Annotated in this window: 20 protein-coding genes and 1 pseudogene; 9 read left to right on the forward strand and 12 right to left on the reverse strand. The window is 72.2% G+C overall.

Features of this window, described 5'->3' with window-relative positions:
• Positions 1-20 precede the first annotated feature (20 nt).
• Complete coding sequence (gene pspM, locus FHR82_RS48260) at positions 21-1,181, reverse strand: phage shock envelope stress response protein PspM (RefSeq protein ID WP_446471754.1); 1,161 nt, start codon at positions 1,179-1,181, stop codon at positions 21-23.
• 103 nt (positions 1,182-1,284) lie between these two features.
• Positions 1,285-2,292 (reverse strand): lipoyl synthase, encoded by a 1,008-nt coding sequence (gene lipA / locus FHR82_RS04775; RefSeq protein ID WP_184808964.1) that lies wholly within the window; start codon positions 2,290-2,292, stop codon positions 1,285-1,287.
• Between the two features lie 80 nt (positions 2,293-2,372).
• Here lipA and FHR82_RS04780 point away from each other — a divergent pair, with 80 nt between their 5' ends.
• Positions 2,373-4,907 (forward strand): M14 family zinc carboxypeptidase, encoded by a 2,535-nt coding sequence (locus tag FHR82_RS04780; protein ID WP_184808965.1) that lies wholly within the window; start codon positions 2,373-2,375, stop codon positions 4,905-4,907.
• Between the two features lie 57 nt (positions 4,908-4,964).
• Here the strand turns inward: FHR82_RS04780 and FHR82_RS04785 are convergent, their stop codons facing one another.
• The gene (locus tag FHR82_RS04785) at positions 4,965-5,453 is read right to left on the reverse strand and encodes a hypothetical protein (RefSeq protein ID WP_225943948.1); all 489 of its coding nucleotides are present in this window, start codon (positions 5,451-5,453) and stop codon (positions 4,965-4,967) included.
• 98 nt (positions 5,454-5,551) lie between these two features.
• On the opposite strand from FHR82_RS04785, the gene FHR82_RS04790 reads away from it, so the two are divergent.
• Both FHR82_RS04790 and FHR82_RS04795 read left to right on the forward strand, forming a co-directional pair.
• The gene (locus tag FHR82_RS04790) at positions 5,552-6,154 is read left to right on the forward strand and encodes a TetR/AcrR family transcriptional regulator (protein ID WP_184808966.1); all 603 of its coding nucleotides are present in this window, start codon (positions 5,552-5,554) and stop codon (positions 6,152-6,154) included.
• Entirely contained in the window at positions 6,151-6,756 is a 606-nt protein-coding gene (locus tag FHR82_RS04795; RefSeq protein ID WP_184808967.1) for a GNAT family N-acetyltransferase, read from the forward strand. The genes FHR82_RS04790 and FHR82_RS04795 overlap by 4 nt, the downstream gene beginning before the upstream one ends.
• On the opposite strand, the gene lipB is transcribed toward FHR82_RS04795, so the two are convergent.
• The 4 genes from lipB to lpdA all read right to left on the reverse strand — a co-directional run bounded on the left by lipB (position 6,731) and on the right by lpdA (position 11,664).
• Positions 6,731-7,459 carry a lipoyl(octanoyl) transferase LipB gene (lipB, locus tag FHR82_RS04800; RefSeq protein WP_311770870.1) on the reverse strand — a complete coding sequence of 243 codons (729 nt, stop codon included), beginning with the start codon at positions 7,457-7,459 and terminating at the stop codon, positions 6,731-6,733. The genes FHR82_RS04795 and lipB overlap by 26 nt on opposite strands.
• 44 nt (positions 7,460-7,503) lie before the next feature.
• Positions 7,504-8,385 (reverse strand): TIGR01777 family oxidoreductase, encoded by an 882-nt coding sequence (locus tag FHR82_RS04805; protein WP_184808968.1) that lies wholly within the window; start codon positions 8,383-8,385, stop codon positions 7,504-7,506.
• A 72-nt stretch (positions 8,386-8,457) separates the two neighbouring features.
• A complete protein-coding gene (gene sucB / locus FHR82_RS04810) occupies positions 8,458-10,224 on the reverse strand; it encodes a 2-oxoglutarate dehydrogenase, E2 component, dihydrolipoamide succinyltransferase (RefSeq protein WP_184808969.1) in 1,767 nt (588 codons plus the stop codon).
• Between the two features lie 69 nt (positions 10,225-10,293).
• The gene (gene lpdA, locus FHR82_RS04815; protein ID WP_184808970.1) at positions 10,294-11,664 is read right to left on the reverse strand and encodes a dihydrolipoyl dehydrogenase; all 1,371 of its coding nucleotides are present in this window, start codon (positions 11,662-11,664) and stop codon (positions 10,294-10,296) included.
• A gap of 134 nt (positions 11,665-11,798) precedes the next feature.
• Here lpdA and FHR82_RS04820 point away from each other — a divergent pair, with 134 nt between their 5' ends.
• The 3 genes from FHR82_RS04820 to FHR82_RS04830 all read left to right on the forward strand — a co-directional run bounded on the left by FHR82_RS04820 (position 11,799) and on the right by FHR82_RS04830 (position 16,497).
• Complete coding sequence (locus FHR82_RS04820; RefSeq protein WP_184808971.1) at positions 11,799-12,113, forward strand: oxidoreductase; 315 nt, start codon at positions 11,799-11,801, stop codon at positions 12,111-12,113.
• Between the two features lie 182 nt (positions 12,114-12,295).
• Positions 12,296-14,389, forward strand: a complete 2,094-nt coding sequence (locus FHR82_RS04825; protein WP_184808972.1) for an Hsp70 family protein — start codon at positions 12,296-12,298, stop codon at positions 14,387-14,389.
• Complete coding sequence (locus FHR82_RS04830) at positions 14,386-16,497, forward strand: Hsp70 family protein (protein WP_184808973.1); 2,112 nt, start codon at positions 14,386-14,388, stop codon at positions 16,495-16,497. The genes FHR82_RS04825 and FHR82_RS04830 overlap by 4 nt, the downstream gene beginning before the upstream one ends.
• A 154-nt stretch (positions 16,498-16,651) precedes the next feature.
• Here FHR82_RS04830 and FHR82_RS04835 read toward each other — a convergent pair whose 3' ends face one another.
• Complete coding sequence (locus tag FHR82_RS04835) at positions 16,652-18,157, reverse strand: leucyl aminopeptidase (RefSeq protein ID WP_184808974.1); 1,506 nt, start codon at positions 18,155-18,157, stop codon at positions 16,652-16,654.
• 99 nt (positions 18,158-18,256) lie between these two features.
• On the opposite strand from FHR82_RS04835, the gene FHR82_RS04840 reads away from it, so the two are divergent.
• Together FHR82_RS04840 and FHR82_RS04845 are read left to right on the forward strand one after the other, a co-directional pair.
• Positions 18,257-19,192, forward strand: coding sequence for a hypothetical protein (locus FHR82_RS04840; RefSeq protein WP_184808975.1), 936 nt, complete (start codon positions 18,257-18,259; stop codon positions 19,190-19,192).
• Between the two features lie 169 nt (positions 19,193-19,361).
• Positions 19,362-20,459 (forward strand): branched-chain amino acid aminotransferase, encoded by a 1,098-nt coding sequence (locus tag FHR82_RS04845; protein WP_184808976.1) that lies wholly within the window; start codon positions 19,362-19,364, stop codon positions 20,457-20,459.
• On the opposite strand, the gene cobS is transcribed toward FHR82_RS04845, so the two are convergent.
• From cobS to FHR82_RS04860, 3 genes and pseudogenes are all read right to left on the reverse strand, one after another.
• Positions 20,452-21,150: an adenosylcobinamide-GDP ribazoletransferase gene (gene cobS, locus FHR82_RS04850; RefSeq protein WP_184808977.1), complete on the reverse strand. Its 699-nt coding sequence runs from the start codon at positions 21,148-21,150 to the stop codon at positions 20,452-20,454. The two genes, FHR82_RS04845 and cobS, sit on opposite strands and share 8 nt — an antisense overlap.
• Positions 21,151-21,446: 296 nt before the next feature.
• Positions 21,447-22,493: pseudogene (cobT, locus tag FHR82_RS04855) on the reverse strand (nicotinate-nucleotide--dimethylbenzimidazole phosphoribosyltransferase); the annotation flags it as partial.
• 15 nt (positions 22,494-22,508) lie between these two features.
• A complete protein-coding gene (locus FHR82_RS04860) occupies positions 22,509-23,021 on the reverse strand; it encodes a bifunctional adenosylcobinamide kinase/adenosylcobinamide-phosphate guanylyltransferase (RefSeq protein WP_184808979.1) in 513 nt (170 codons plus the stop codon).
• Positions 23,022-23,045: 24 nt separating this feature from the next.
• Here FHR82_RS04860 and FHR82_RS04865 point away from each other — a divergent pair, with 24 nt between their 5' ends.
• Positions 23,046-23,219, forward strand: a complete 174-nt coding sequence (locus FHR82_RS04865) for a hypothetical protein (protein ID WP_184808980.1) — start codon at positions 23,046-23,048, stop codon at positions 23,217-23,219.
• A 29-nt stretch (positions 23,220-23,248) separates the two neighbouring features.
• On the opposite strand, the gene FHR82_RS04870 is transcribed toward FHR82_RS04865, so the two are convergent.
• Positions 23,249-24,235, reverse strand: a complete 987-nt coding sequence (locus FHR82_RS04870; RefSeq protein WP_184808981.1) for an aldo/keto reductase family protein — start codon at positions 24,233-24,235, stop codon at positions 23,249-23,251.
• Positions 24,236-24,242: the final 7 nt, after the last annotated feature.

Consider the following 24,242-nt stretch of genomic DNA (forward strand, 5'->3'; position numbering starts at 1 on the left):
GACCACCGCACGTGTCCCAGTCAGGCGGACAGTTCCTGCATCGCCGCCGCGAGGCCCGCGAGGTGATCGGTGGCCTCGACCAGTTCGTCGGGCACCGGGTTCGGCGAACCGGCTACCACGAGGTGCCCGGCGGCGGCGATCAGTTCCCGGTAGCCGTCGAGCCCGCGCCCGAAATGGGTCAGCAGGCCGTGCGCACCGTCCTCCAGTGCGGCCCGCTGGTCGGCGGGCGCTTGTGCGACCGCTGCCTCGACCGCCTCGACCTTGGCGGCGATCGTGCGAAGGCGCTGCGCGGTTTCGGTCGCGGTGCGCTGGGCGTCGTCGACCACGTCCTGCGGTACGGACGGACCGCGGTTGGTGTCGCTGAGCTGGGCCATCAGCTCCTCCAGCGCCGTTTCCGCCTCGATGAGCCGCTGCATGGGCACCCGCGCGGCCGAGTTCTTGTGCGGCAGCCCGGACCTGGCCGGTGCGGGCACGACGACGGGCACGGACACGGTGGCCGCGACCACACCGGCGTCGGCCAGCTCCAGCTCCGCGTCTCCCGGCGTGACCACCAGGGCCGCCTCGGCGCGGGCCTTCTTGCGGCGCTTGCGGATCGTCATGGTGATGAGCAGGGCCAGGACCGCGCCGGCCACCACGATCAGGCCGCCGGTGCTGATGACGCCTTCGATCTTCTTCGCGGCCTCGCCGAGCGCGGCGCCGATCGCGATGTGCATGGCCGACCAGCAGGCGGCACCGGCCACCACGGCGGGCAGGAACTTGCGGTACGCCAGCCCCGAAGTACCGGCGGCCGCGGGTGTCAGTGTGCGGACCACCGGCAGGAACCGGGCGAAGAACACCGCCCACGCACCCCTGCGCCGCAGGATGTCGGTGGCCTTGTCCCAGCCGTCGGCGCCGTACTTCTTGATCACCTTCGTCTCGCGGAGGGCCGGGCCGAAGCGGCGGCCGATGGCGTAACCGATGGAGTCGCCGATGCCGGCCGCGACGGTGACGACCGCCCACAGCACGAGGAACCGGGAGACCGAGTCGACGGTCGTCGCGGCCACCAGGAGGCCACCCTCGCCCGGGGCGATGAAGCCCAGACCGATCGTGCACTCGGCGAAGACCAGCGCCCCGGTGGCCCCCACCAGCGCGGGCTGCGGCAACGCCTGCAGCCACTCCAGGACGTCGGTCACCAATGCCACAATCCGCTCCCTCAGATGCTTTGCCCCCGGCGGCGCGCCAAGTCTGGCACTAGGACCGAGGAAATCACATCCGGGTTCCCCCCGACATCAACCCAGGAGCTGACTAGGCGTGCCTACTCAGGACTGACGAGATCTCCTGCGACGCGGGGCCTGCCTCCGCCAGGTGGCGCAGCGCGTCCGGGACTTCCTCGCCGCGGTGGGCGATGGCCTGCGCGTACAGCCGGCCCGCCCGGTAGGACGAGCGGACCAGCGGTCCGGCCATCACACCGGCGAAGCCGATCGCCTCGGCCGACTCCTTGTGCTCGAGGAACTCCTCGGGCTTCACCCACCGGTCGATCGGGTGGTGGCGCAGCGACGGGCGCAGGTACTGGGTGATCGTGATGATGTCGCAGCCCGCGTCGTGCAGGTCCCGCAGCGCGGTGGTGACCTCGTCGGGCGTCTCGCCCATGCCAAGGATCAGGTTCGACTTGGTGACCAGGCCGAACTCGCGGGCCTTCGTGATCACCTCGAGCGACCGCTCGTAGCGGAACGCGGGCCGGATGCGCTTGAAGATCCTCGGCACGGTCTCCAGGTTGTGCGCGAGCACCTCCGGCCGCGCGCCGAACACCTCGGCCAGCTGGTCGGGGTCCGCGTTGAAGTCGGGGATCAGCAGCTCGACGCCGGTGCCGGGGTTCATCGTGTGGATCTGCCGGACGGTCTCCGCGTACAGCCACGCGCCGCCGTCGGCCAGGTCGTCGCGGGCGACGCCGGTGACCGTCGCGTACCGCAGGCCCATGGCCTGGACCGACTCCGCGACCTTGCGCGGCTCGGTGCGGTCCAGCTCGGCCGGGCGGCCGGTGTCGATCTGGCAGAAGTCGCACCGCCGGGTGCACTGCTCGCCGCCGATGAGGAACGTGGCCTCCCGGTCCTCCCAGCACTCGTAGATGTTGGGACAGCCGGCCTCCTCGCACACGGTGTGCAGGCCCTCACGCCGGACCAGGCCCTTGAGCTCGGTGTACTCAGGGCCCATCTTGGCGCGCGTCTTGATCCACGCGGGCTTCTTCTCGATCGGCGTCTGGCTGTTGCGGACCTCGAGGCGAAGCAGTTTTCGACCTTCGGGAGCGATCGTCACGCCGTTCAGGTTACGCCCCTTGACTGGGTCCGATCCGTCCCGTTAGACACGGCCGACCCTGCTACTCCTGGAGGAAGTTCGTGCACGTCAAACGAAGAGTTCTCCTCGCACTCACCACAGCCGCGCTGGCAGTGACTTCGCTCACCACACCGGTGGCCGCCGACCCGGCGGCGAACGCCGAGCGGAACTTCGGCAACGGCCCGGAGCGCAACGCGGTGGCCGCGACCGATCCCGTGGCGGCCGCACGCAGCGCAGGCCCGCTCGGCGAGAACAAGGCGGGTGTCCGGCAGGGCTACCCGCGCAAGACGCAGCTGCGCGTCTACCCGGAGGACGCGACCGACAAGTCGATCAAGCTGGGCCTCACCCCGTACCACGCGATCGCGCCGAGGCTGAACGAGCTGCAGGCCCGCAGCAACCGGATCTCCGTCGAGGTCGTCGGCCAGTCCGGGCTCGGCCGCGACCTGTACCTGGTCACGCTGACCGCGCCGGAGTCCGCCCACGAAACGCGCAGGCAGGACGCCTGGCGGGCGCTGATCGAGGACGACCCGCGCCGCGCCGCCCGCGACAAGGGCCTCGAACGCGGCTACAAGGCGCCGGTGTGGATCAACAACAACATCCACGGCAACGAGTGGGAGGGCACCGACGCCGCCCTCCGCCAGATCGAGTACCTGGCGACCTCGAACGACCCGGCGGCCAGGCGCCTGCTCGCCACCAGCCGGATCTACTTCAACGTCACCGCGAACCCCGACGGCCGCGTCGCTGGCACCCGCGCGAACGCCAACGGGTTCGACATGAACCGCGACTTCGTGACGAACTCGCAGGCGGAGAACCGCGCCATGCGGGACATGATCATCGACACGCAGCCGGTGATCACACTGGACGAGCACGGCTACGTCGACGGCACGCTGATCGAGCCGACCGGCCCGCCGCACGGCCAGAACTACGACTTCGACCTCTACATCGAGCACGGCTACGCCAACGGTCTGGAGATGGAGAAGGCCGTGCAGGCCCTCGGCTACCCGGAGGCGCAGGAGGTCGTGGTGCCGTTCCGCGACCTGCCGCCCGGCGAGTGGGACGGCTGGCCGCCGATCTTCACCGCGCAGTACGCGATGTACCACGGCGCGGTGTCCTACACCGTGGAGATCCCGCTGCGCGTCAACAACGCCTCCTACGACCAGCTGCCGGTCGAGGAGCTGCGGCGGCGGTCGGCGATCAACACCGACGTGTCGGAGGCGACGATGACGACCACGCTGTCGTACCTGTCGCGGCACCGCGACGAGCTGGTCGACAACCAGATCGAGATCTTCCGCCGCGGTGCGGCGGGGGAACGGCAGCGGTACCTCCCGGACGGGTTCGTGCCGGGCTTCGGGCCGGAGGACCGGTTCACCACCGAGTTCCCGCGCGCGTACGTGATCCCGGCCGGTGCCTCGCAGCGGTCGGCCGCGGCCGCCGCACGGCTCGTGGACCAGCTGGTCGCGCACGACGTGCGGGTGCGGCAGGCGACGCGGCCGTTCGCGCTGAACGGCAGGACCTACCCGGCCGGGTCGTACGTCGTGGACATGCACCAGCCCAAGCGGGGCCTCGCCAACGCCATGCTGGAGGCGGGCAAGGACCTGTCCTCGGACGCGCCGCAGATGTACGACATCGCGGGCTGGAGCCACCGCCTGCTGTGGGGCGCTTCGGTGGACATCGTGAAGAAGGGGCAGCTGCGGGTGCCGTCGCGGGACGTCACGGCCGCGTCGCCGACCGGTGGCGTGGACGCCGCGCCGGGCCGCGACCTGGCGCTGCGGGTGCTCGACGGCAAGGACGCGAGTGCCGTGAACGACCTGCTCGGGCGCGGTACCGAGCTGCGGCGGCGCGCCGACGGGACGGTGGTCGTGCCCGCGGCGGCGCAGGTCGCGGCGCGTGCGGTGGCCGACCGGTACGGCGTGCGGTTCACGGCCGCGCCTTCCGGGGACGCCGGGAGCCCGCTGACGCGGGTGACGGTCGCCGCCGCGGTGGCGTCCGACGAGCTGTTCTCCTTGCGGGAGATGGGTTTCGACGTGCGGCCGGTGTCGACGGCGACGCTCAACGCCGGGTTCGACCTGTCGCGCGCCGACGTGCTCGTGGTGTCGTCGGGGCTGCGGTACGACCAGCTGGTGCCCGCGGCGAAGGCACAGGTGGACGCGTTGTTCGCCCGCGGCGGCGTGGTCACCCGCGGTGCGACGGGGTCGCGGTTCAACGCCGATGCCGGGCTGCTGCCGGTGACCGCGGTGCCGGGTCGCGGAGACGCGAACGGGATCGTGGACGTGGACGGTTCCGGTGCGTCCGTGCTCGCCGGGGCGACGCCGCAGTCGTTCGTGTACTCGCCGCAGTGGTTCACCGGCCTGGGTGCCGGGGTGCGGGTCGAGCAGCGGTACGCGCCCGGGAACCCGCTGGTCGCGGGGCACTGGCTGTCCAACGACAACGGCTCGGGCGGGCCTCTGCTCGCCGGTGGCCAGGCCGCGGTCGTGTCGGGTGAGTCGGCGACGGGCGCGCGGGTGCTGATGTTCGGCACCGAGCCGATGTTCCGCAACCACCCGAAGGGGATGTTCGCCCAGGTGGCGGCGGCCATCTACTGGGGCGCCACCCGCTGAGTGCCAGGAAGGGCACCTTCGGAACGCTGAGGCGTCCTGGAGGTGCCCTTCGCGGCGTCAGGCGGAGGTGACCAGGCGGCGGAACAAGCGTTCCACCGGGTTGCGCCGCGGCGCGGAGGCCGGGGCGGTGCGCTGCAGCGCGACGAACGCGGCGCCGATGGCCGCCTCCTCCGTCTGCGAGTCGCCTGGTTCGGTCAGGCCCGCGGTGCGGGCCAGCATGCGGTGTTCCGCGTCGATCAGTTGGCGGAGCGCGAGGTTGTCCGCGTGCGCGTCGAGCAGCGCGCGGAGCTCGGGATTGTCCTCCGCCGTGCGCCGCCACGCCGCGCCGACCGCGTCCACCGGGTCGTCGTGGTCGAGCTCGGCGAGTTCCACGCGGGCCGTGAGCCGCTGGGTCCAGCGGTGGTGGAGCGCCAGCAGCAGCTCGTGCTCGTCGGGGAAGGCGTCGCTCGTGCGCAGCTCGCCCTGTGCGATGGCCGCGTTCAGTGCGTCTCGGCGGGCGTAGAAGTCCTGCCAGCCCATGGTTGCCCCCTGCGTGATCTCTGTCATACCGTCGGTTTTCGACATACCGTTGGTATGGTCGAACAACCTCAACGTACCACCGGTATGTGGTCGCTATGTGTCGTACGGTTGTGAGCGTGGTGACAATGCGGTCCAGGCGCGTCGACTATTCCGAATCCACCAGGCAGGCACTGGTCGACTCGGCGCTTCAGCTGTTCACGAAGCGGGGCTACGCGGCGACGTCCCTCGACGCGATCGTCAAGAGCGCGCGGGTGACGAAGGGGGCGCTCTACCACCATTTCAGTGGCAAGCAGGCGTTGTTCGAGGCGGCTTTCGACCAGGTCGAGACCGCTGCCATCGCGAAGCTGGCGAACGTGGTGGACGGGGACGGGTCGGCGTGGGACCGGGCCATGGCCGGGATCAACGCGTACGTCGGTGTCTGCCTGGAGCCCGCCTACCAGCGGATCGTGATCCACGAGGCGCCCGTGGTGATGGGCTGGGAGCGGTGGCGTGAGGCCGAGGAACATTTCAGCTACGGGCTGGTGCGGGCGACCGTCGAGTCGTTGATTTCCGCGGGGGAAATCGAGAAGCTGCCGGTCGAGGTGACCGCCCGCATTCTTTTCGGTGCGTTGTCGGCAGGGGCGGAGACCATCGCCGGCGCGCCCGATCCGAAGAAGGCGGCCGGTGACGTGACGAAAACCATCACCGCTGTCATGGCAGGCATGCGGCGGGCCACACTGCCCACGTGATCGATCTCGACTGGCCCGTCGAAGCATCCGAGGACCTCCGGGCCGTCGTGCACCGCGTGCTGCACGACGTGGTCGCCGACGGTGGCGCGGTCGGCTACCCCGACCCGCCTGCCCGGGCGGAGACCGACGCGTGGCTCGACGACGTGCTGGCCGACACCCGGCGCCGGGACGGGGCCATCGTGCTCGCCCGTGTCGACGGCGTCGTGCAGGCCATGGGCACGTGGCGACGCGAGCGCTCACCGGTGTTCCGGACCTCCGCCGAGGTCGCCAAGGTCATGGCGCACCCGGTCGCCCGGGGCCTCGGCCTCGGCAGACGGGTGGTGTCCGCCCTGGTCGACGACGCCGGGAAGGCCGGTCTCGAACTGCTCACGCTCGGCGTGCGCGGCAACAACCACGGCGCTAGCCAGCTGTACGAGGAACTGGGGTTCCGCGAGTACGGCCGCCTGCCGAACCGGATCGTCGTCGGCGACGACCGGTTCGACGACGTCAAGATGATGCTGCTGCTCGGCTACGCACCTGGCGTGCGGCTGCGTGGCGCCGAGCCGGGCGGCCCTGGCTCGACCCCGCCGCGGCGGGCTACCGCTGGGCCAGCTCGAAGCTGACGCCCGGGCTGCTCGGCGTCCACTTCGGCAGCCAGCGGTCCTCGATCGCCAGCGTGCCCTCCAGGGCGGCCAGCACGTACTTCTGCGCCAGCGGTGCCACCTCGTCCACGGTGACCGTGCGGCCCAGCTCCCTCGACAGGGACGTCACGCCCGCGTCGCGGATGCCGCACGGGACGATGCGGTCGAAGGCGGACAGGTCGGCGTTGCAGTTGATCTCGAAGCCGTGCATCGTGACCCCGCGCTGGACGCGGATGCCGATCGCGGCGATCTTCCGGTCCCACTGGGTGTCGCTGCCGGGCAGCCACACGCCGCTGCGGCCTTCCACGCGGCCGGTGTGTACGCCCAGTTCGTCGCACACCGCTATCAGGGCCTGCTCCACCCGGCGCACGTACTGCACCACGTCCACCGGGTCGGACAGCTTGACGATCGGGTAGCCGACCAGTTGGCCAGGGCCGTGCCAGGTGATCTTTCCGCCGCGGTCCACGTCCACCACCGGGGTGCCGTCGTCGGGGCGCTCGTCCGGTTCGGTGCGCTTGCCCGCCGTGTACACCGACGGGTGCTCCAGCAGCAGGAGCGTGTCGGGGCCGGTCTCGTCGGCGCGGGCCGTGGCCACCTCGCGTTGCAGTTGCCACGCCTCGAGGTAGTCGATCGTGCCGAGCTCGCGGATGTGCACGGGAGCGCCAGACGCGCGACAGGAAGTCACGATGCCGACCCTACGCCGTCCATTCGCGACACGGGAGAGAACCGCTAGAGCAGCGCGGACAACGTCTCGTCGAGATCAACGTGGCGGTGGGTGAAGCCGTCGCCGGCCAGCGCGGCGGGCACCATGCGCTGGCTGTAGAGGATCTCTCCGTCGCTGTCGCCGACCGCGAGGCGGAGCACCGGGGACGGCGCGAACCACGGTGCGGGGCGCCGGACCGCCCGGCCGAAGGCGGCGGTGAACTCGGCGTTGGTGACGGGGTTGGGGGAGCACACGTTCACGGCGCCGGAGACGGAATCGTGCTCGATCACGTGGCGGATGGCCGCGGTCTGGTCGGTCACGTGGATCCACGGCATGTACTGGCGGCCGTTGCCGAGCTTGCCGCCCAGCGCGAGTTTGAACAGCGGCTTCAGCATGCCGACGAGGCCACCCCTGCGAGCCAGCACGTGCCCGGTCCGCAACCGGACGACCCGCACGCCTGCGTCGGTCGCGCGTTCGGTCGCGGCCTCCCACCGGCCGCACAGGTCGGCGAGGAACCCGGCGCCCCTCGGCGCGGACTCCTCGACGACCTGGTCGCCCTTGTCGCCGTAGTAGCCGGCCGCGGACGCGTTCACCAGGAGCGGGATGCCCCGCTCCGCGACGGCCGCGGCCAGCACCTCGGTCGGCTCGACCCTGCTGTTGACCAGCAGCTGCCTGCGCGCGTGGCTCCAGCGGCCACCCGCGATGGGCGCGCCGCACAGGTTCACCACGGCGTCCGCGCCGGCCAGCGCCTCGTCGTCGATGCGACCGGCCGGCGGGTCCCACGTGTGTTCGTCCTCGGCGCGGGCGGTGCGCCGGACGAGCCGGAGCACGTCATGGCCCGCCGACCGCAGCTCGGCGACGAGTGCGGTCCCGATCAGACCGGACGCACCGGCGACGACAACCCTCACCGGCCGCTCCCCGCAGGCTCGGAGCGGCCGTTCGGGTCTCCCAGCTTCATCGGTTCGCTCCGCAAGCTCCGCTCACAGGCCGAGTTCGCCCTCGAAGTTGCCCTCCTGGAGACGGTTCTTGATCGTCGTCAGGAACCGGCCCGCGTCCGCGCCGTCCACCAGGCGGTGGTCGTAGGTCAGCGCGAGGTAGATCATCGAGCGGATGGCGATCGTGTCGTTGCCGTCGGCGTCGGTGATGACCACCGGGCGCTTCACGACCAGGCCGACACCCAGGATGGCGACCTGGGGGAGCTGGATGATCGGCGTGTCCCACAGCGCGCCCTGGCTGCCCAGGTTGGTCAGGTTGAACGTCGCGCCGAACAGCTCGTCCGGCGTGACCTTGTTCGCCCTGGTGCGCTCGGCCAGGTCGGCGATCTTGTGCGCGAGACCGGCGACCGACAGGTCACCCGCGTTGTGGATGGCCGGGGTGAGCAGACCGCGCTCGGTGTCCACCGCGATGCCGAGGTGCTCGGCGCCGTGGTAGGTCACCTCCTTGGTCTCCTCGTTGATCGACGCGTTCAGCTTCGGGTGCTGCTTGAGCGCCTCGACCGTGGCCTTCGCGAAGAACGGCAGGAACGTGAGCTTCACGCCCTCGCGCTGCTCGAACGCCGTCTTGGCGCGCGACCGCAGCTTGGCGACCTTGGTCACGTCGACCTCGACCACCTGGGTCAGCTGGGCGGCGGTCTGCAGCGACTCGACCATGCGCCGGGACACCGTCTGGCGCAGGCGGCTCATCTTCTCGGTCTTGCCACGCAGGTCGGCCGATGCCGCGGGGGCCGGGGCCGGCTTGGCGGCGGCCGGGGCGGCAGCAGCCGGGGCCGGCTTCTTCGCGGCCTCGGCCGCGGCCAGCACGTCCTGCTTGCGGATGCGGCCGCCGACGCCGCTGCCCTTCACCGTCGACAGGTCGACGTCGTGCTCGGCGGCGAGCTTGCGCACCAGCGGCGTGACGTACGGGCCGTCACCGCGGGCGCCGTTGTCCGCGGCCGAGCCAGAAGCCGCGGGTTGCGCCTCCTGCTTCGGGGCTTCCTGCTTCGGTTCCGGCTTGGGCTCGGGCTTCGGTTCCGGCTTGGGTGCCGGCTTGGGTGCCGGCTGCGGCTCTGGCTTGGCCTCCTGCTTCGGCGCCTCCTGCTTGGGCGCCTCCTGCTTGGGCGCTTCCTGCTTGGGGGCCGCGCTGCCGGAGCCGACGACCGCGAGCTGCCCGCCGACCTCGACGGTCTCGTCCTCGGCCGCGGTGATCTCCAGCACGGTGCCCGCCACCGGCGACGGGATCTCGGTGTCGACCTTGTCGGTGGACACCTCCAGCAGCGGCTCGTCGACCTCGACCGAGTCGCCGACCTGCTTGAGCCAGCGGGTCACGGTGCCCTCGGTGACGCTCTCGCCGAGCGCGGGCATGGTGACCGGCGTGCCATCACCGGACCCACCGGAGGACGGCTCGGGCTCCTCGGCCTGTGCGGGCGCCTCTTCCTGCTGTGGCTCGGCCTCGGCTTCGGGCTCGGGCTCCGGCTCGGGCTCCGCGGCGGCCTCGGAGTCGTCCGAGTCCCCGGAGTCGCCCGAGTCGTCCGAGGAGTCGCCGATGACGGCCAGTTCGGCGCCGACCTCGACGGTCTCGTCCTCCTCGGCGACGATCTTCTGCAGTACGCCTGCCGCTGGCGACGGGATCTCGGTGTCGACCTTGTCGGTGGACACCTCGAGCAACGGCTCGTCGACCGCTACGGTGTCGCCCACCTGCTTGAGCCACCGGGTGACAGTGCCCTCGGTGACACTCTCGCCGAGCGCCGGCATCTGGACGGAGAACGCCATGGTTTCGCTGACTCCTTGAACGTGAAATGTGTGCTGGCCCTGTACTGGTGCTCGCACCGCGAGCTCCGCTCAGGAGTGCACGTGCAGTGGCTTGCCGGCCAGGGCGAGGAATGCCTCGCCCAGCGCCTCGGTCTGGGTGGGGTGGGCGTGGATGAGCGGGGCGACGTCCTCGGGGTACGCCTCCCAGTTGTAGATCAACTGCGCCTCCCCGACAAGCTCGCCGACCCGCTCGCCGACCATCGTGATGCCGACGACAGGACCGTCCGGCGCCTTCACCAGCTTGACGCCACCCGCGGTCTTCAGGATCTGTGACTTGCCGTTGCCGCTCAGCGCGTACGTGTAGGTCTGCGCGCTGCCGTACTTTTCCTTCGCCTGCGCCTCGGTCAGGCCGACGGACGCGACCTCCGGCTTGCAGTACGTCACGCGCGGGATGCCCGCCTCCTCGACCGGCCTCGGGTTCAGGCCCGCGATCTCCTCCGCCACGAAGATGCCGTGCGCGAAGCCGCGGTGCGCGAGCTGAAGGCCCGGGACCAGGTCGCCGACGGCGTAGGTGCCCTCCAGGTTGGTGCGCAGGCGCTCGTCGGTGAGGACGAAGCCGCGCTCCGTCTTCACGCCGGCCTCCTCGTACCCGTGGCCCGCGCTGTTCGGGCCGCGGCCGACGGCGACCAGAAGCGTCTCCGCCTCGATGGTCTCGCCGGACTCGAGCGACACGGTCACGCCGTCCTCGCCCTGCTCCGCGCCGGTGAACCGCACACCCGTCTTGTACTTGATGCCGCGCTTGCGGAACGCTCGTTCGAGCTGCTTGGACGCCCACTCGTCCTCGAGCGGCACGAGCCGGGGCAGCGCCTCGACGATCGTGACCTCCGCGCCGAACGACGACCACACGCTCGCGAACTCGACGCCGATCACGCCGCCACCCAGCACGACCACGCTCTGCGGCACGTAGTCCATGTTCAGCGCCTGGTCGCTGGTGAGGATCCGGCCGCCGATCTCCAGCCCGGGGAGCGTCTTCGCGTACGACCCGGTGGCGAGCACGACGTTCTTGCCGGTGTACCGCTGCCCGTCGACCTCGACGGTGTTCTGCCCGACGAAGGTGCCGGAGCCCTCGACGAGCTGGACCTTGTTGGCCTTCGCGAGACCCTGCAGACCCTTGTACAGGCCGCTGACGACCCCGTCCTTGTAGGAGTTGACGCCCGCGATGTCGATGCCCTCCAGCGAGGACTTCACCCCGAACTGGTCGCCCTCGCGCGCGAGGTCGGCGACCTCCGCGGCGTGCAGCAGCGCCTTGGTCGGGATGCAGCCCCGGTGCAGGCAGGTGCCGCCCAGCTTGTCCTTCTCGACCAGGATCACGGACATGCCCAGCTCCGCCGCGCGGAACGCACAGGCATAACCACCCGACCCGCCACCCAGGATCACGAGGTCAGCGGAAGTATCAGTCACGGGGTCTCCTCGGGGTGCGCAGGTGTGCCTTCTGGGCAACCACACATCATCTTGTCACTACGTGCGGCAGGCTTGCGAGGTGGCCGGACAGGCACAATGAAGGGGACGAAGTTCTCGTAACGGAGGTAGCCGCCGTGGGGTTGTTCCGCCGGAAGAAGAGTGCTGGGCAGGTTCGGAGCGCCAGTAAGGCGGACACCTCGCACCTGGACGAATGGGCGTCGGCCCGGACAGGTGTCGAGGCGTACGTGGAGCCCAAGACCCATGTGACTGAAACCACTGTGTTGCTCGTCGCGCACGACGGGGAGTGGACCCGGCGCCGGATCGCCGACTTCGACGCCGCGCGTGAGTTCGCACGCAAGCGGTCGATGCCCCTGTACGAGGTGGAACGGGTTGGCTACCCGAAGCGGATGCGGGAGTACCAGGAGCGGCAGAAGCGACGGCCGAGCTGACCGGTTCCGGTCTCGTACTTTTGCGGTCTCCCCAACCACGGGGTCTTCTGACAGGCTGACGCGCAATTCCCGTCGCGTTGGTGAGGATCTCGCGTGAGCGTCGCTTGCGGAGCGAACAATTGAACACAGGCGTCACTGCTGTTGTCGATTTCGGCAGTTCGCACACCGTCACCGTGGTGCACGTGTCAGGCTCCGTGCCCCGCGTGGTCACCGTGGACGGCGAGCCGTGGCTGTCCTCGGCGGTGTTCCTGAGCCGGGACGACGCGCTCGTGGTCGGCGCCGACGCGGCGCGGATGGGGGTCGCGGACCCGTCCCGGCTGGCGAGCAGGCCGAAGGCGCGGCTCGCCGAACGGGAGATCCTCCTCGGTGACACGGTCGTGCCGGTCTCGACGATGGTGCTGGCGCTGGTCGCCCGTGCCGTCCGGGCGGCGGCCGCGGTCGCGGGCGCGCCGGTGGACCACCTGGTGCTGACCCACCCCGCCGACTGGAGCGGGCAGCGGCTGAGCGGGCTGCTCGCCGCGGTGGCCGGGGTCGCGCCGAAGATCAGCACGATCGCCGAACCCGTCGGGGCCGGGGTGTGGTTCGCGACGCGCGGCGAGGTCGGGGTCGACGGCGCCGACCGGCTGCCCCTCGGGGCCGTGCTCGGCGTGCTGGACGTCGGCGGCGGGACCGTCGACGTGGCGGTCGTGCGGCGCACGCCGACGGGCATCGTCGTGGTCGGCCACGCGACCATCCCGGACCTCGGCGGCGACGACCTCGACCAGCGGCTCGTCGACCACCTCCACGCGACCGTGCCGGGGCTGGCGGACGTGCCGGTCCGGCCGGGCCTCGTGCAACTGCGCGAACAGGTGGCGTTCCGGCTGGATGTGCGGCGTGCCAAGGAGTTGCTGTCGCGGCACGAGCGGGTCCGGCTGCGGCTGCCGGGCGGGCTGCCCGACACGGAGCTGACCAGAGCCGACCTCGACCGCGTCCTGTACCGCGACCTCGACCGGATCACGGCGTTCACGCTGCGGGCCGTCCTGCACGCCGGTGTCGAGGCGCACGAGCTGACCGCGCTGCAGCTGGCAGGCGGGTCGACGCGGATCCCCCTGCTGCGGCGGCTGCTGGCCGAGGTCGTCCCGGTGCCGGTCCAGCTCGACGACCAGCCGGAGTCGGTGGTCGCGCTGGGGGCGTGCGCGGTCGCCGTGTCGCACAGCGACCCGTCCCTGGTGGTGCCGTCGCCGCCGCGTCCGCCCGTCGCGGCGCAGCGGCCGCCGCGGCTGGCCGGGCTGGTGCTCGTCGTGCTGCTGGCGGTCGCCGGGATCGGGTACTCGCTGCTGCGGCCCGCCGACGAGGTGGGCGGCGGCGCACAGGCGACGACCGAGCGGTTCACGCTGCCCGCGCCCGTGCGGGGCGCGCCGCTCGTCACCGAGGGCGCGGTGACCGACGGCCTGGTGACCGGTCAGATCGCCGTGCCGGTGCGGATGTTCGACGGTGTCACCGACGTGGACTGGACCGTGCACCGGCTGCTCGACCCGGCCACCGACGACATGGTCGCGGTCGGTGCGGTGGCGCCGTCGACCGGCGTGCGGTGGGTGCTCGTCGACGCGTCGATCCGGGCGCGGGCCGTCGCGGCCGCGCCCTACTACCTCGACGACACCTACCTCCTGGACGACCGCGGCCTGCTGATCGCGCCGGAGCGCGGCGTGACGATGCCCCCGTCGTGTCCCACCGAGACACCGGGGACGCTGGCCTCGGGCACGGACGCGCGGCAGTGCCTGGCGTTCGCCGTGTCGGCGCGGACCGCCGTGCGTGCCGTGGTGATCAGCAAGGTGGCGGTGGCCGGGCAGGTCGGGGTGACCGTGCCCGTACGCGGCGCGGAGCCGTCGGCGCGGCTCGGCGAGGCGCCGACGCTGTCGCCCGGTTCGGTGCGGCCGCTGCGGGTCGGCGGGGTGCGGGTGCGCGCGGCGGTGGTCGACGTCGTGACGTCATCGGGCGCCTACGCGGATCCCTCGGTCGTGGACCGGCCCGGGTCGCGGGCGGTGGTGGTGCGTGCGGTGGTGGACGCGCCGCGGGAGGTGCCGGTGGCGGCCCTCGCCACGCGGATCGTGCTGCGCGACGACCGGTCGCAGCCGGTGCCCGTGCGGTTCGTGTCCGACCGGGAGGGTTGCGCGGTGGGGACGGCGAAGGGACGGTTCACCGTGTGCGCGGTGTTCGTCGTGCCCGCCCGCATGCCACTCGGTTCGGCGGCGTGGTCGGGGGACGACGCGCGCCCGTTCTTCTGGCAGCTGCGATGACACTGGTGATCGACTTCGGGACGGTCAACACGGTCGCCATGCTCGACGGGCGGCTCGTGACGGTGGACGGCGCGCCGTGGCTCCCTTCGGTCGTGCACGATGGCGTGGTCGGCGCGGACGCGGCGGCGCTGGCCCACGGGCAGGCCGCCCGCGACCTCAAGGAACGCCTCGACCCGGACGAGGTGCGGGCGCTGTTCGCACGGGTGCTGGACGCGGCGCGGGACCAGGGCGGCGTGGTCGGGGCGATCGTGGTCACGCACCCGGCCGGGTGGCCGCCGGAACGGGTCGAGGTGCTCGTCTCGGCGGCCGGCCCGATGGCACGGGCGGTGCCGGAGCCGGTCGCGGTCGCCGCCGTGCACGGGGACGAGACGGTGCTCGTCGTGGACGCGGGCGGCGGGCCGTGGCAGGTCACCGCGGTGCGCGGGCAGGACGTGCTGGCGTCGTCGGCCCTGCCGTTCGGCGGCAACGACGTCGACCGGCTGATCGTCGAACGCGTGCGGCCGTCACTGCGGTCGGTGACCGCCGACGGTGCGCTGCTGGAGTCGGCGCGGACGGGCAAGGAACTGCTGTCCCGGCACGACTCGGCGGAGATCGTCCTGCCCGACCACCGCGCCGTGCGGCTGGACCGGGCGGAGTTCGAACGCCTGGTGTCGGCGGATGTCGACCGGCTGGCGGCGCTGGTGTCCGAGGTCGGCGGGCCGGTGTCGGCCGGGCGCGTGCTGCTGGTCGGCGGGTCGAGCCGGATGCCGCTGCTGGCCCGTCGCATCGGCGAGGTGACCGGCCTGCCGGTGACCACAGACCCGGAACCGGAGACGGCCGTTGTGCGGGGTGCGCACGTGCTCACCAGGCCGGCGGCGCTCGAGGACCCGCTGGCTCCACCACCGCAGCTGGCGGCAGGCCCCGGCGCCGCTTCGCCGCCGTTCTCCGGGCCGCCGTTCGCCGCCGGGCAGCGACCCGACCCGATGGACGATCCGCTCGCTCCGCCCGGACCACCCGCACCGCCACCGTCCTCGGCCGGAAACGAGCCGGGTGGCCGCACCACCGCGACGGCGTTCGAAGCATCCGTGCGACCGGCCGCCACGACCGTTCCCCGCCGACGCCCGCTCGCCCTCGTCATCCTGCTGCTGCTCGTCGCCGCCGCGGCCGTGGTGTTCGGCGGTGAGCGGCCGGTCGGTGGCAACCCCGTCGCGGCAGGCGGGCCGCCGCCGCTGCCCGAGGCACCCGTCCCGCCCGCGGTCGACGGCAACGAGGTGATCAACGGCGAGGTCGCGACCTTCACGTCCGGCGCGCTCGGCGTGGCCGCCGAGTACCGCCACCCCGCGGGCAACACGTTCGAGGTCACGGTCACCGGCATCGAGACCGCCGTCACCGCGCCGCAGCCCTACCTCGAGGCCCCCGACGGGTTCCGCTGGCTCGTCCTGCGCCTGCACGTGGTGAACACCGAGGGCCCCGACTTCCCGCACGACCCGATGGAGAACGTCGCCGTCCTCGACGACCGGGGGCAGTGGCTGCGGCAGCCGTACGGCTACGGGCAGATCGCCTGCGCAGAGGGTGCGCCGCCCGCGACCCGGATCCCGGCCGAGGGCGAGGTCGACGTCTGCGGTGTCGTGTCCGTGCCCGAGGCCACGCCCGTCGCCGCGGTCCTCTTCGGGGTCCGGTCACCGGAGGCGCAGGCGCCGCTCCGCTTCCCCGTCGACGTGCCTGCCGTGCGGGACCGGGCCGCGCCCACCCGCGTCGTCGGCACGGCCGGCGGACCGGCCGTGACCGTCGACGGGCTGCGGGCGCGGGTGGACCTGGTCCTGACGCCGTCCGGCTACCTCGGCACGCAGGTCCCGGCGCCGGGGCACCGGTTCGTGGTCGTGCGCGCGGCGATCACCGCCACCGGCCAGCGGCACGTCACCGTCCTGCTGCGCGACGACCGCGGCGCGCTCCTGTCCGGCATCGTCGAGGTGGCGACCGGCTGCCCGCCCCTGCCCGCCACGCTGGCGCCGGAGGAGCCGGTGTACGGCTGCCACGTGTTCGAGGTCGCCGTGGACACCCCGGTCACCGGGGTCACGTTCCTCGGCCGCCGCCCGGACGCGACCCGCTGGCCGACCTGGCGTGCCTAGTCCGCCTCCCCGCATTCAAAAGTGTTGGTCCCGACCCAGCGACACCGGCGGACCGCGGGCGGTTGGTGGCTGAGTGCCGTCACGTTCCCCTGAGGTAACCGCTGATCAGGTCAAGACGCACGCACAAAGATCCGCAGGACACGCCCTGGGCCACCTAGCCGTTTTCGGCGATGTCCGCCAGCACGGCGGCCAGCGTGCGGACCGGCACCCCGGTGCCGCCCTTGGCCGTGTAGCCCCAGGGGCCGCCGGTGTTGAACGCCGGGCCCGCGATGTCGATGTGCGCCCACGGCACGCCCTCGGCGACGAACTCACGCAGGAACAGGCCCGCCGCGAGCATGCCGCCCCACCGGTGCCCGGCGAGGTTCGCGATGTCGGCGAACTTGGAGTCCAGGTCGGCGCGCAGCTCCTCGGGCAGCGGCATCGGCCAGCCGCCCTCGCCGGTGGCCTGCGCGATGGTGGCGACGCGGTCGCGGAACTCGTCCGAGCCCATGATCCCCGCCGTGCGGCGGCCGAGCGCCACGATCTGCGCGCCGGTCAGCGTGGCCGTCTCCAGCAGGTAGTCCGGGCCGTCCTCGCACGCACGCACGAGCGCGTCGGCCAGGATCAGCCTGCCCTCGGCGTCGGTGTTGAGGACCTCGACGGTCTTGCCGCCGTACATGGTGAGCACGTCACCCGGCCGGTAGGCGGTGCCGGAGGGCATGTTCTCCGCCATCGGCACGGTCGCGATGACCTCGAGCGGGTACTTGAGCTTGGCGGCCAGGAGCACCGTCGCCACGATCGCGGCGGCGCCGGACATGTCGGAGGTCATCTCCTCCATGTGCGTGGCCGGCTTGATCGAGATGCCGCCGGTGTCGAACGTGATGCCCTTGCCGACGAGCGCGACCTTCTTGCGCGCCTTCGGGCCCTTGTAGGACAACCGCAGCACGCGCGGTGGCCGCGACGAGCCCATACCCACGCCGAGCACACCGCCGAAGCCGCCCTTGCGCAGCGCCTTCTCGTCGAGGATCTCGGCCTCCAGCCCGGCCGCCCGCGCGAGCGCGGCGGCGCGGTCGGCGAACGACGCGGGGAACAGGTCGTTGGGCGGCGTGTTCACGAAGTCACGGGCCGTGCGCACGGCCTCACCGATCGCGCTCGCGGCCTTGAGCGTGGCGCGGTGGTCCTTCGCGGTGCCCTCGGCGGGCTGCACGAGGTCGACGCGCTCGACGGGCGCGTCGCCCTTCTCCGAGCGGTACTCGGTGAACCGGTAGGCACCGAGCACAGTGCCCTCCACCGCCGCGTGAAGATCCACAGTGGACAGGGTGGTGAGCGCGCGCCTGGTGCCTGCCAGCGCACGGGCCGCGGCGCCCGACGCGCGGCGCACCTGCTCGGCGGCCGGTCCGTCGCCAGTGGACTTGCCGAGCCCAACGGCGACGACGAGCCCGGCGGGGATCTTGCCCATGCTCGGGATCTTCACGACCTCGTCCTGGCCGCCCGCGGCGCCGACGCTGCGCAGGATCTCGGCGAGGGTGCCGCCGAACGCGGCGTCGACCTGCTCGCTCCCCGGCGCCAGCGCGACGCCCGTTCCGTTCTTGCTGTCGTCCTGCACGGTGCCGACGATCACCGCGTCAACGGTGGCCTGGTCAGCCGTGGTGGTGGTCAGAGACAGCTTGGGCGCGGTCAACGAGGAGCTCCTGTCGGTCGAGTTGCTGACGCATGCTAACTACTTGTGCCCCACCTGCCCACCGTGAGGTGGCGGGATGGCGTCTGACACGGTGGAGACGTGATCGATCGGACACCCCTGGTGGACGGGCTGGCGCGCGGCGTGGCGCCCGCGTTCGGCGCCGGACTTTTCCTAGGCCTGGCACCGGCTTCCGCGCTCGCGGGGTGGTGGCTGGTGGCCGGCATGGTGCTCGCCGCTGCCGGTGCGGTCCTCTTCGCACTGTCCACATCGGACTCGCCGCCCGGTCCGGTCGGTCTTTCACTGGGAATACTGGGAAGGATTGCCGCCGCCGTGGCGGTCGGGGCGACGTTCGGCCGGTACGTGGTGCCGGAGCAGCCCGAGGTGGGCGCGGTCGTGCTGGTGGTCGCGGTGGCGGCCGTGGTCCTGCTCGCCCCGCCGCTACCTCCCGCGGTCGACCGGATCGCCGCCGTGGTCGTGGTGACGGTGCTGGTCATCGTGGCCGTGGCGTGTTTCACGATCGCGCCCGTCGCGCCCCCGGTGGCCCCCATCCCGGACGCCGCGGGGTCCGACGAGCCGCTCGGTCTGCTGCCCTCGGCCGTGGTGCTGTTCCTGTGCTTCCTCGGCGGCCGGACCGCCGGCCGGGCGCGACCCGCCGTGATCGGGGTGGTGCTCGCGGTGAGCGTCGCGGTCGCGGTCGGGGCGCTGCGCCAGCTGGGCGGGGAACGGCTCGCGCTGTCGCCCGCGCCGCTGCGCGACGTGCTGACGGCCGCCGACGCGGCGTCGATCGACGGGCTCCTCGCCGTCGGCGTCACCGTCGCGTGCGTGTTCGCGCTCCGCGCGTGCCTGACCGACATCCGTGACATCGCGCCCGGGAGCCGGTCGCCGGTGACCGCTGGGGGCCTCGTGGGGCTCGCGGCGGGGGTCGCCGCCCTCGGCGCGCTGGTGCTGGACCCGGAACACGCCCTGGTCGGAGCGGCCGTACTGCTATTGGGCGAAGCCGTGGTCCGCGTGCTGGGCGGGCGGCGGCGGGGTTAGTTCGTCGGGCATAGTAGGACGTCAAATAGTCCGTCCGCCGCATTGTTCGCTCCGCAAGCTCCGCTAGTCACGTTGTTCGCTCCGCAAGCTCCGCTAGTCACGTTGTTCGCTCCGCAAGCTCCGCTCAGGCGATTCTCTGAGCGGCCCGTCGAGAGTTACGGTGCTTTCCATGACACAGCAGTCATTCACCAGGACTCCCCATCCGGCGCCGGCGACCCCGGAGCGGATCGCGGAGGTATTGGCCAACCCGGGTTTCGGGGTGCACTTCACCGACCACATGGTGACCGCGCGCTGGAACCGCACCGAGGGCTGGCACGGGGCGACGGTCGAACCGTACCGCCCGATCGAACTGGACCCCGCGGCCATGGTGCTGCACTACGGCCAGGCGATCTTCGAGGGACTCAAGGCGTACCGCCACGCCGACGGGTCCATCCAGTCCTTCCGGCCCGAGGCCAACGCCGAGCGGTTCCGCCTCTCCGCCCGCCGCCTCGCCATGCCCGAGCTGCCCGCCGAGCTGTTCCTCGACTCGCTGCGCGAGCTGGTCGCGGTCGACGGGCACTGGGTGCCGGAGGAGGACGAGGAGTCCCTCTACCTGCGGCCGTTCATGATCTCCACCGAGGTGGGGCTCGGCGTGCGACCCGCGTCCGAGTACCTGTACCTGCTGATCGCGTCGCCCGCCGGTTCGTACTTCGCGACCGGGGTCAAGCCGGTGAGTGTCTGGCTGTCGACCGAGTACGTGCGCGCCGCGCCAGGTGGCACGGGTGCCGCCAAGTTCGCGGGCAACTACGCCGCGTCGCTGGTCGCCCAGGCGCAGGCGGCCGAGCAGGGCTGTGACCAGGTGGTGTGGCTCGACGCGGTCGAGCGCCGGTGGGTCGAGGAGATGGGCGGGATGAACCTGTTCTTCGTCTTCGGCTCTGGTGCCGATGTGCGCGTGGTGACCCCCGAGCTGTCCGGGTCGCTCCTGGCCGGCATCACCCGCGACTCGCTGCTGACGTTGGCGTCCGAGCTGGGCTACCAGGTGGAGGAGCGCCGCGTCTCCACCGAGGAGTGGGAGAAGAAGGTCGAGTCGGGCGAGCTGACCGAGGTCTTCGCGTGCGGCACCGCCGCCGTCATCACGCCGGTCGGCTCGGTCAAGCACGCCGAGGGCTCGTTCTCGATCAACGGCGGCCAGCCGGGTGCCGTGTCGATGCGCCTGCGCGACGCGCTGACCGCGGTCCAGCGCGGCACCGCCCCCGACACGCACGGGTGGATGTCGAAACTCAACTAAGTGCCACCAGTACGACGGTGGTGGCGAGTTCGCTCGTGGCGCCCAGGACGTCGCCGGTGATCCCGCCGAACCGCTTCCTGGTGTGCCGGACGAGCAGCACGACGAGCCCGGTGGCGACGACGACCGCCACCGGGCCTCGCCATCCCTGGACGACCGATGCCGCCGCCAGCGCGACGACCCACGCGACGGGCACGAGCGTGGGCTGGGTCCCGGCGACGAGCGCGCCCAGCCCTTCGGGTCTCGCGGCGGGCACTGCTTGGTGGCAGCAGATGGTGAACGCGACCCGCCCGGTGACGACGGCGATGACGAGCGCCTGCCAGTCGTGGATCGCGGCGGCCTGAGCCCCGAGCACGAGCACGATGGCGACGACCCCGAACGGGCCGACGGGGCCGTCCCGCATGATGGCGAGGGCTTTCTCGGGGCCCCTGTAGGAGCCGAGCCCGTCGGCGGTGTCGGCGAGGCCGTCGAGGTGCATGCCGCGAGTGGCGAGCGCCAGGAACGCGACGACGAGGACACCGCCGAGCAGGCCCCTGTCGAGGAGCACGAGCAGACCCGCCCCCGCCGCGCCAAGGACGAGGCCCACGACCGGCGCGCACGCGATCGCCCAGCGGGCCGCGTCCCGGTCCACGTGCCGCGTGTGCACGGGGAGGACGGTCAACCAGGAGAAGGCCAGCCGCAGCCCGGCGATCATCAGCTACTGGACGGCGGTGTGGCGTCGGCCCCGGGTTCCGTGCTCCGCGTCCCCCGAGCGGCGGCTGGTGCGCCGTCCTCGGCCGTGGTCCCGGCGGGTTCGGTGGCCGGTGCGCGGTCTTCGGCGGCTTCCGCCCTGCGTTCGGCCTCCTGTGCCCGGCGTTCGGCGGCCTCGGCCCGGCGTTCGGCCTCTTCCGCGCGGCGCTCGGCGGCTTCCGCGCCGCTTTCGGCGGTGTCCTCGGCCGTGGTCCCGGCTTCGGCGGTCTCCGGTTCGGCCTCCTCCGGGGCCACTGTCTCGGTAGCTGCTGCCTCGGTGGCGGGGCCGCTCACGCCCGCGTCCGCGAACGTGGCCATGTCCGTCAGCACCTGGACGGCCATCGTGAGCAGGGGGATGGCCGTCGTGGCGCCAGAGCCCTCGCCGAGGCGCATGTTCAGCTCCAGCAGCGGGGTCATGTCGAGCTGCTCCAGCACCAGCGTGTGCGCGGGTTCCGTGGACCGGTGCCCGGCCACCCACCACGCGCGTGCCCCCGGCGCCAGCTCTTCCGCCAGCAGCGCCGCCGCTCCTGACACCACGCCGTCGAGCACCACCGGCGTCCGCCGCACGGCGGCCTGGGCCAGGAACGCCGCCATGGCCGTGATGTCGGCACCCGCGACGGTCCGCAGCAGTGCCACCGGGTCGGCCGTGACCGGCTTCGCACGGCGGAGGGCGTCACGGATCGCGGCGGTCTTGCGCATCCACGTGTTGTCGTCGATGCCGGTGCCGCGGCCGACGACCGCGACCGGCTCCGTGCCGGTCAGTGCCGCCACCAGTACCGCGGCCGGCGTGGTGTTGCCGATGCCCATGTCGCCCGCGACCAGCAGGTCCGCGCCCGAGTCGACCTCCTCGTCCGCGATCGCCCTGCCCGCCGCCAGCGCGGCCTGGACCTCGTCCTCGGTCAGCGCGTCCTCGGTGTCGATGGCACCCGACGAGCGGCGCACCTTGTGGTCACCGGCGGTCGTGTCCACCGCGACCGACATGTCGACGACGCGCACCGTCGCGCTCGCGATCCCGGCCAGCACGTTGATCGCCGCGCCACCCGACTGGAAGTTCGCCACCATCTGCGCGGTGACCTCGCTCGGGTACGCGGACACACCCTTCGCCGCGACGCCGTGGTCGCCGGCGAACACGATCACCCTCGGGCGCTGCAGCGGCCGAGGCGGGCACTGGCCCTGGCACGCCGCGATCCACGTGCCCAGCTCCTCCAGCAGCCCCAGCGCGCCGAGCGGCTTCGTGAGCTGGGCGTGCCGCTCCTCTGCCGCCTGCCGCACGGACTCGTCAGGCGGGCTGACGACGTCGAACTCCATGAGGGCTTCCTCCAGTTACCGCAGCCGCAACGGGAGCCCGGCCACGAGCAGCAGCACCTGCGCGGACACGTCCGCGAGGGCAGCGTTCAGCGTGCCGAGCTGGTCGCGGAAGAGCCTGCCAGAACGCGTCGCGGGCACCACGCCGAGGCCGACCTCCGACGACACCAGCACCAGCTCCGCCGAGCACCCCCGGACCGCCGCGACGAGCCGGTCGCACTCGCGGCGCACCCCGTCGAGGTCGCCGTCCCACGCGCCGTGGTCGTCCATGACCCCGGTCAGCCACGTCGCGACGTCGTCGACCAGCACCGGGCCGTGCGCGGTGACGAGGAACGCGGGTAGGTCCGGTGGCTCGACCGTGTGCCAGCCCGGTGGCCGGCGGGCGACGTGCGCGGCGATGCGGGCCTGCCACTCGGTGTCGGCCGGGTCCACGCGGGCGGTCGCCACGTACGTGGCCTCGTCGGCGGGCAGCAGTCCCTCGGCGTGCGCGGACTTGCCGGACCGGGCGCCGCCGAGCACCAGGGTGGTCACGGCCGCACGCTATCTTGTGCGGCCGTGACCTACCGCTGGGACCAGGACGCTGCGCCGACCTTCGCCGACCGGACCACCGCCGAGGAATGGCTCTCGGCCAACTGGCGTGACCTCCTCGACGCGGGCGTCGACGAGGTCACGCTCCTGCACGGCGACGAGGTCGTGTACGGGCCCATGAGCCTGCACCCGGCCGACTGAGCCGGCCGGCCAGTCTGTGCCGGTCAGCCTCAGCCGGTCAGCGAGGCGTCCCGCACGATGACGCCGTCGAGCGCCTCGTCGATCTTCTTCAGCACGTCGGCGTCGAGCTGCACACCGGCCGCCTTGACGTTCTCCCGCACCTGCTCGGGCCGGGTGGCGCCGATGATCGCCGAGGCCACGTTCTGGTTCTGCAGCACCCACGCGACCGCGAGCTGCGCCATCGACAGGCCCAGCTCGTCGGCGATCGGCCGCAGGTCCTGGACCTTCCGCAGCAGCTCGTCGTTCTGCAGGAAGCGGGAGATGAAGTTCGCGCCGCTCTTCTCGTCGGTGGCGCGCGAGCCCGCGGGCGGCGGCTGACCCGGCTGGTACTTGCCGGTGAGCACGCCCTGCGCGATCGGCGACCACACGATCTGGCTCACCCCGGCCTCCTCGCTCGCCGGGACGACCTCTGCCTCGATGACCCGCCACAGCATCGAGTACTGCGGCTGGTTCGAGATGAACGGCACCTTCAGCTCACGCGCCAGCTCGGCGCCCGCCCTGATCTGCTCGGCGTTCCACTCGGACACTCCGATGTAGAGCACCTTGCCCTGGCGGACCAGGTCGGCGAACGCGAGCATCGTCTCCTCGAGCGGGACGCTCTTGTCGAACCGGTGGGCCTGGTACAGGTCGACGTAGTCGGTCTGGAGGCGCCGGAGCGACGCGTTCGCCGACTCGAGGATGTGCTTGCGGCCGAGCCCCTTGTCGTTGGGGCCACCGGGGCCGGTCGGCCAGAACACCTTCGTGAAGATCTCCAGGCTCTCCCGCCGCTGCCCGGCCAGCGCCCGCCCCAGCACGGACTCCGCGCGCGTGTTGGCGTAGACGTCAGCGGTGTCGAAGGTGGAGATCCCCGCGTCGAGCGCGGCCTTCACACAGGCGAGCGCCTGCTCCTCCTCGACCTGGGAACCGTGCGTGATCCAGTTCCCGTACGACAGTTCACTGACACTGAGGCCACTACGGCCAAGACGACGAAACTCCATGTACACC

This window comes from Actinophytocola algeriensis (assembly GCF_014203735.1).
Taxonomy (GTDB): Bacteria; Actinomycetota; Actinomycetes; order Mycobacteriales; family Pseudonocardiaceae; genus Actinophytocola; species Actinophytocola algeriensis.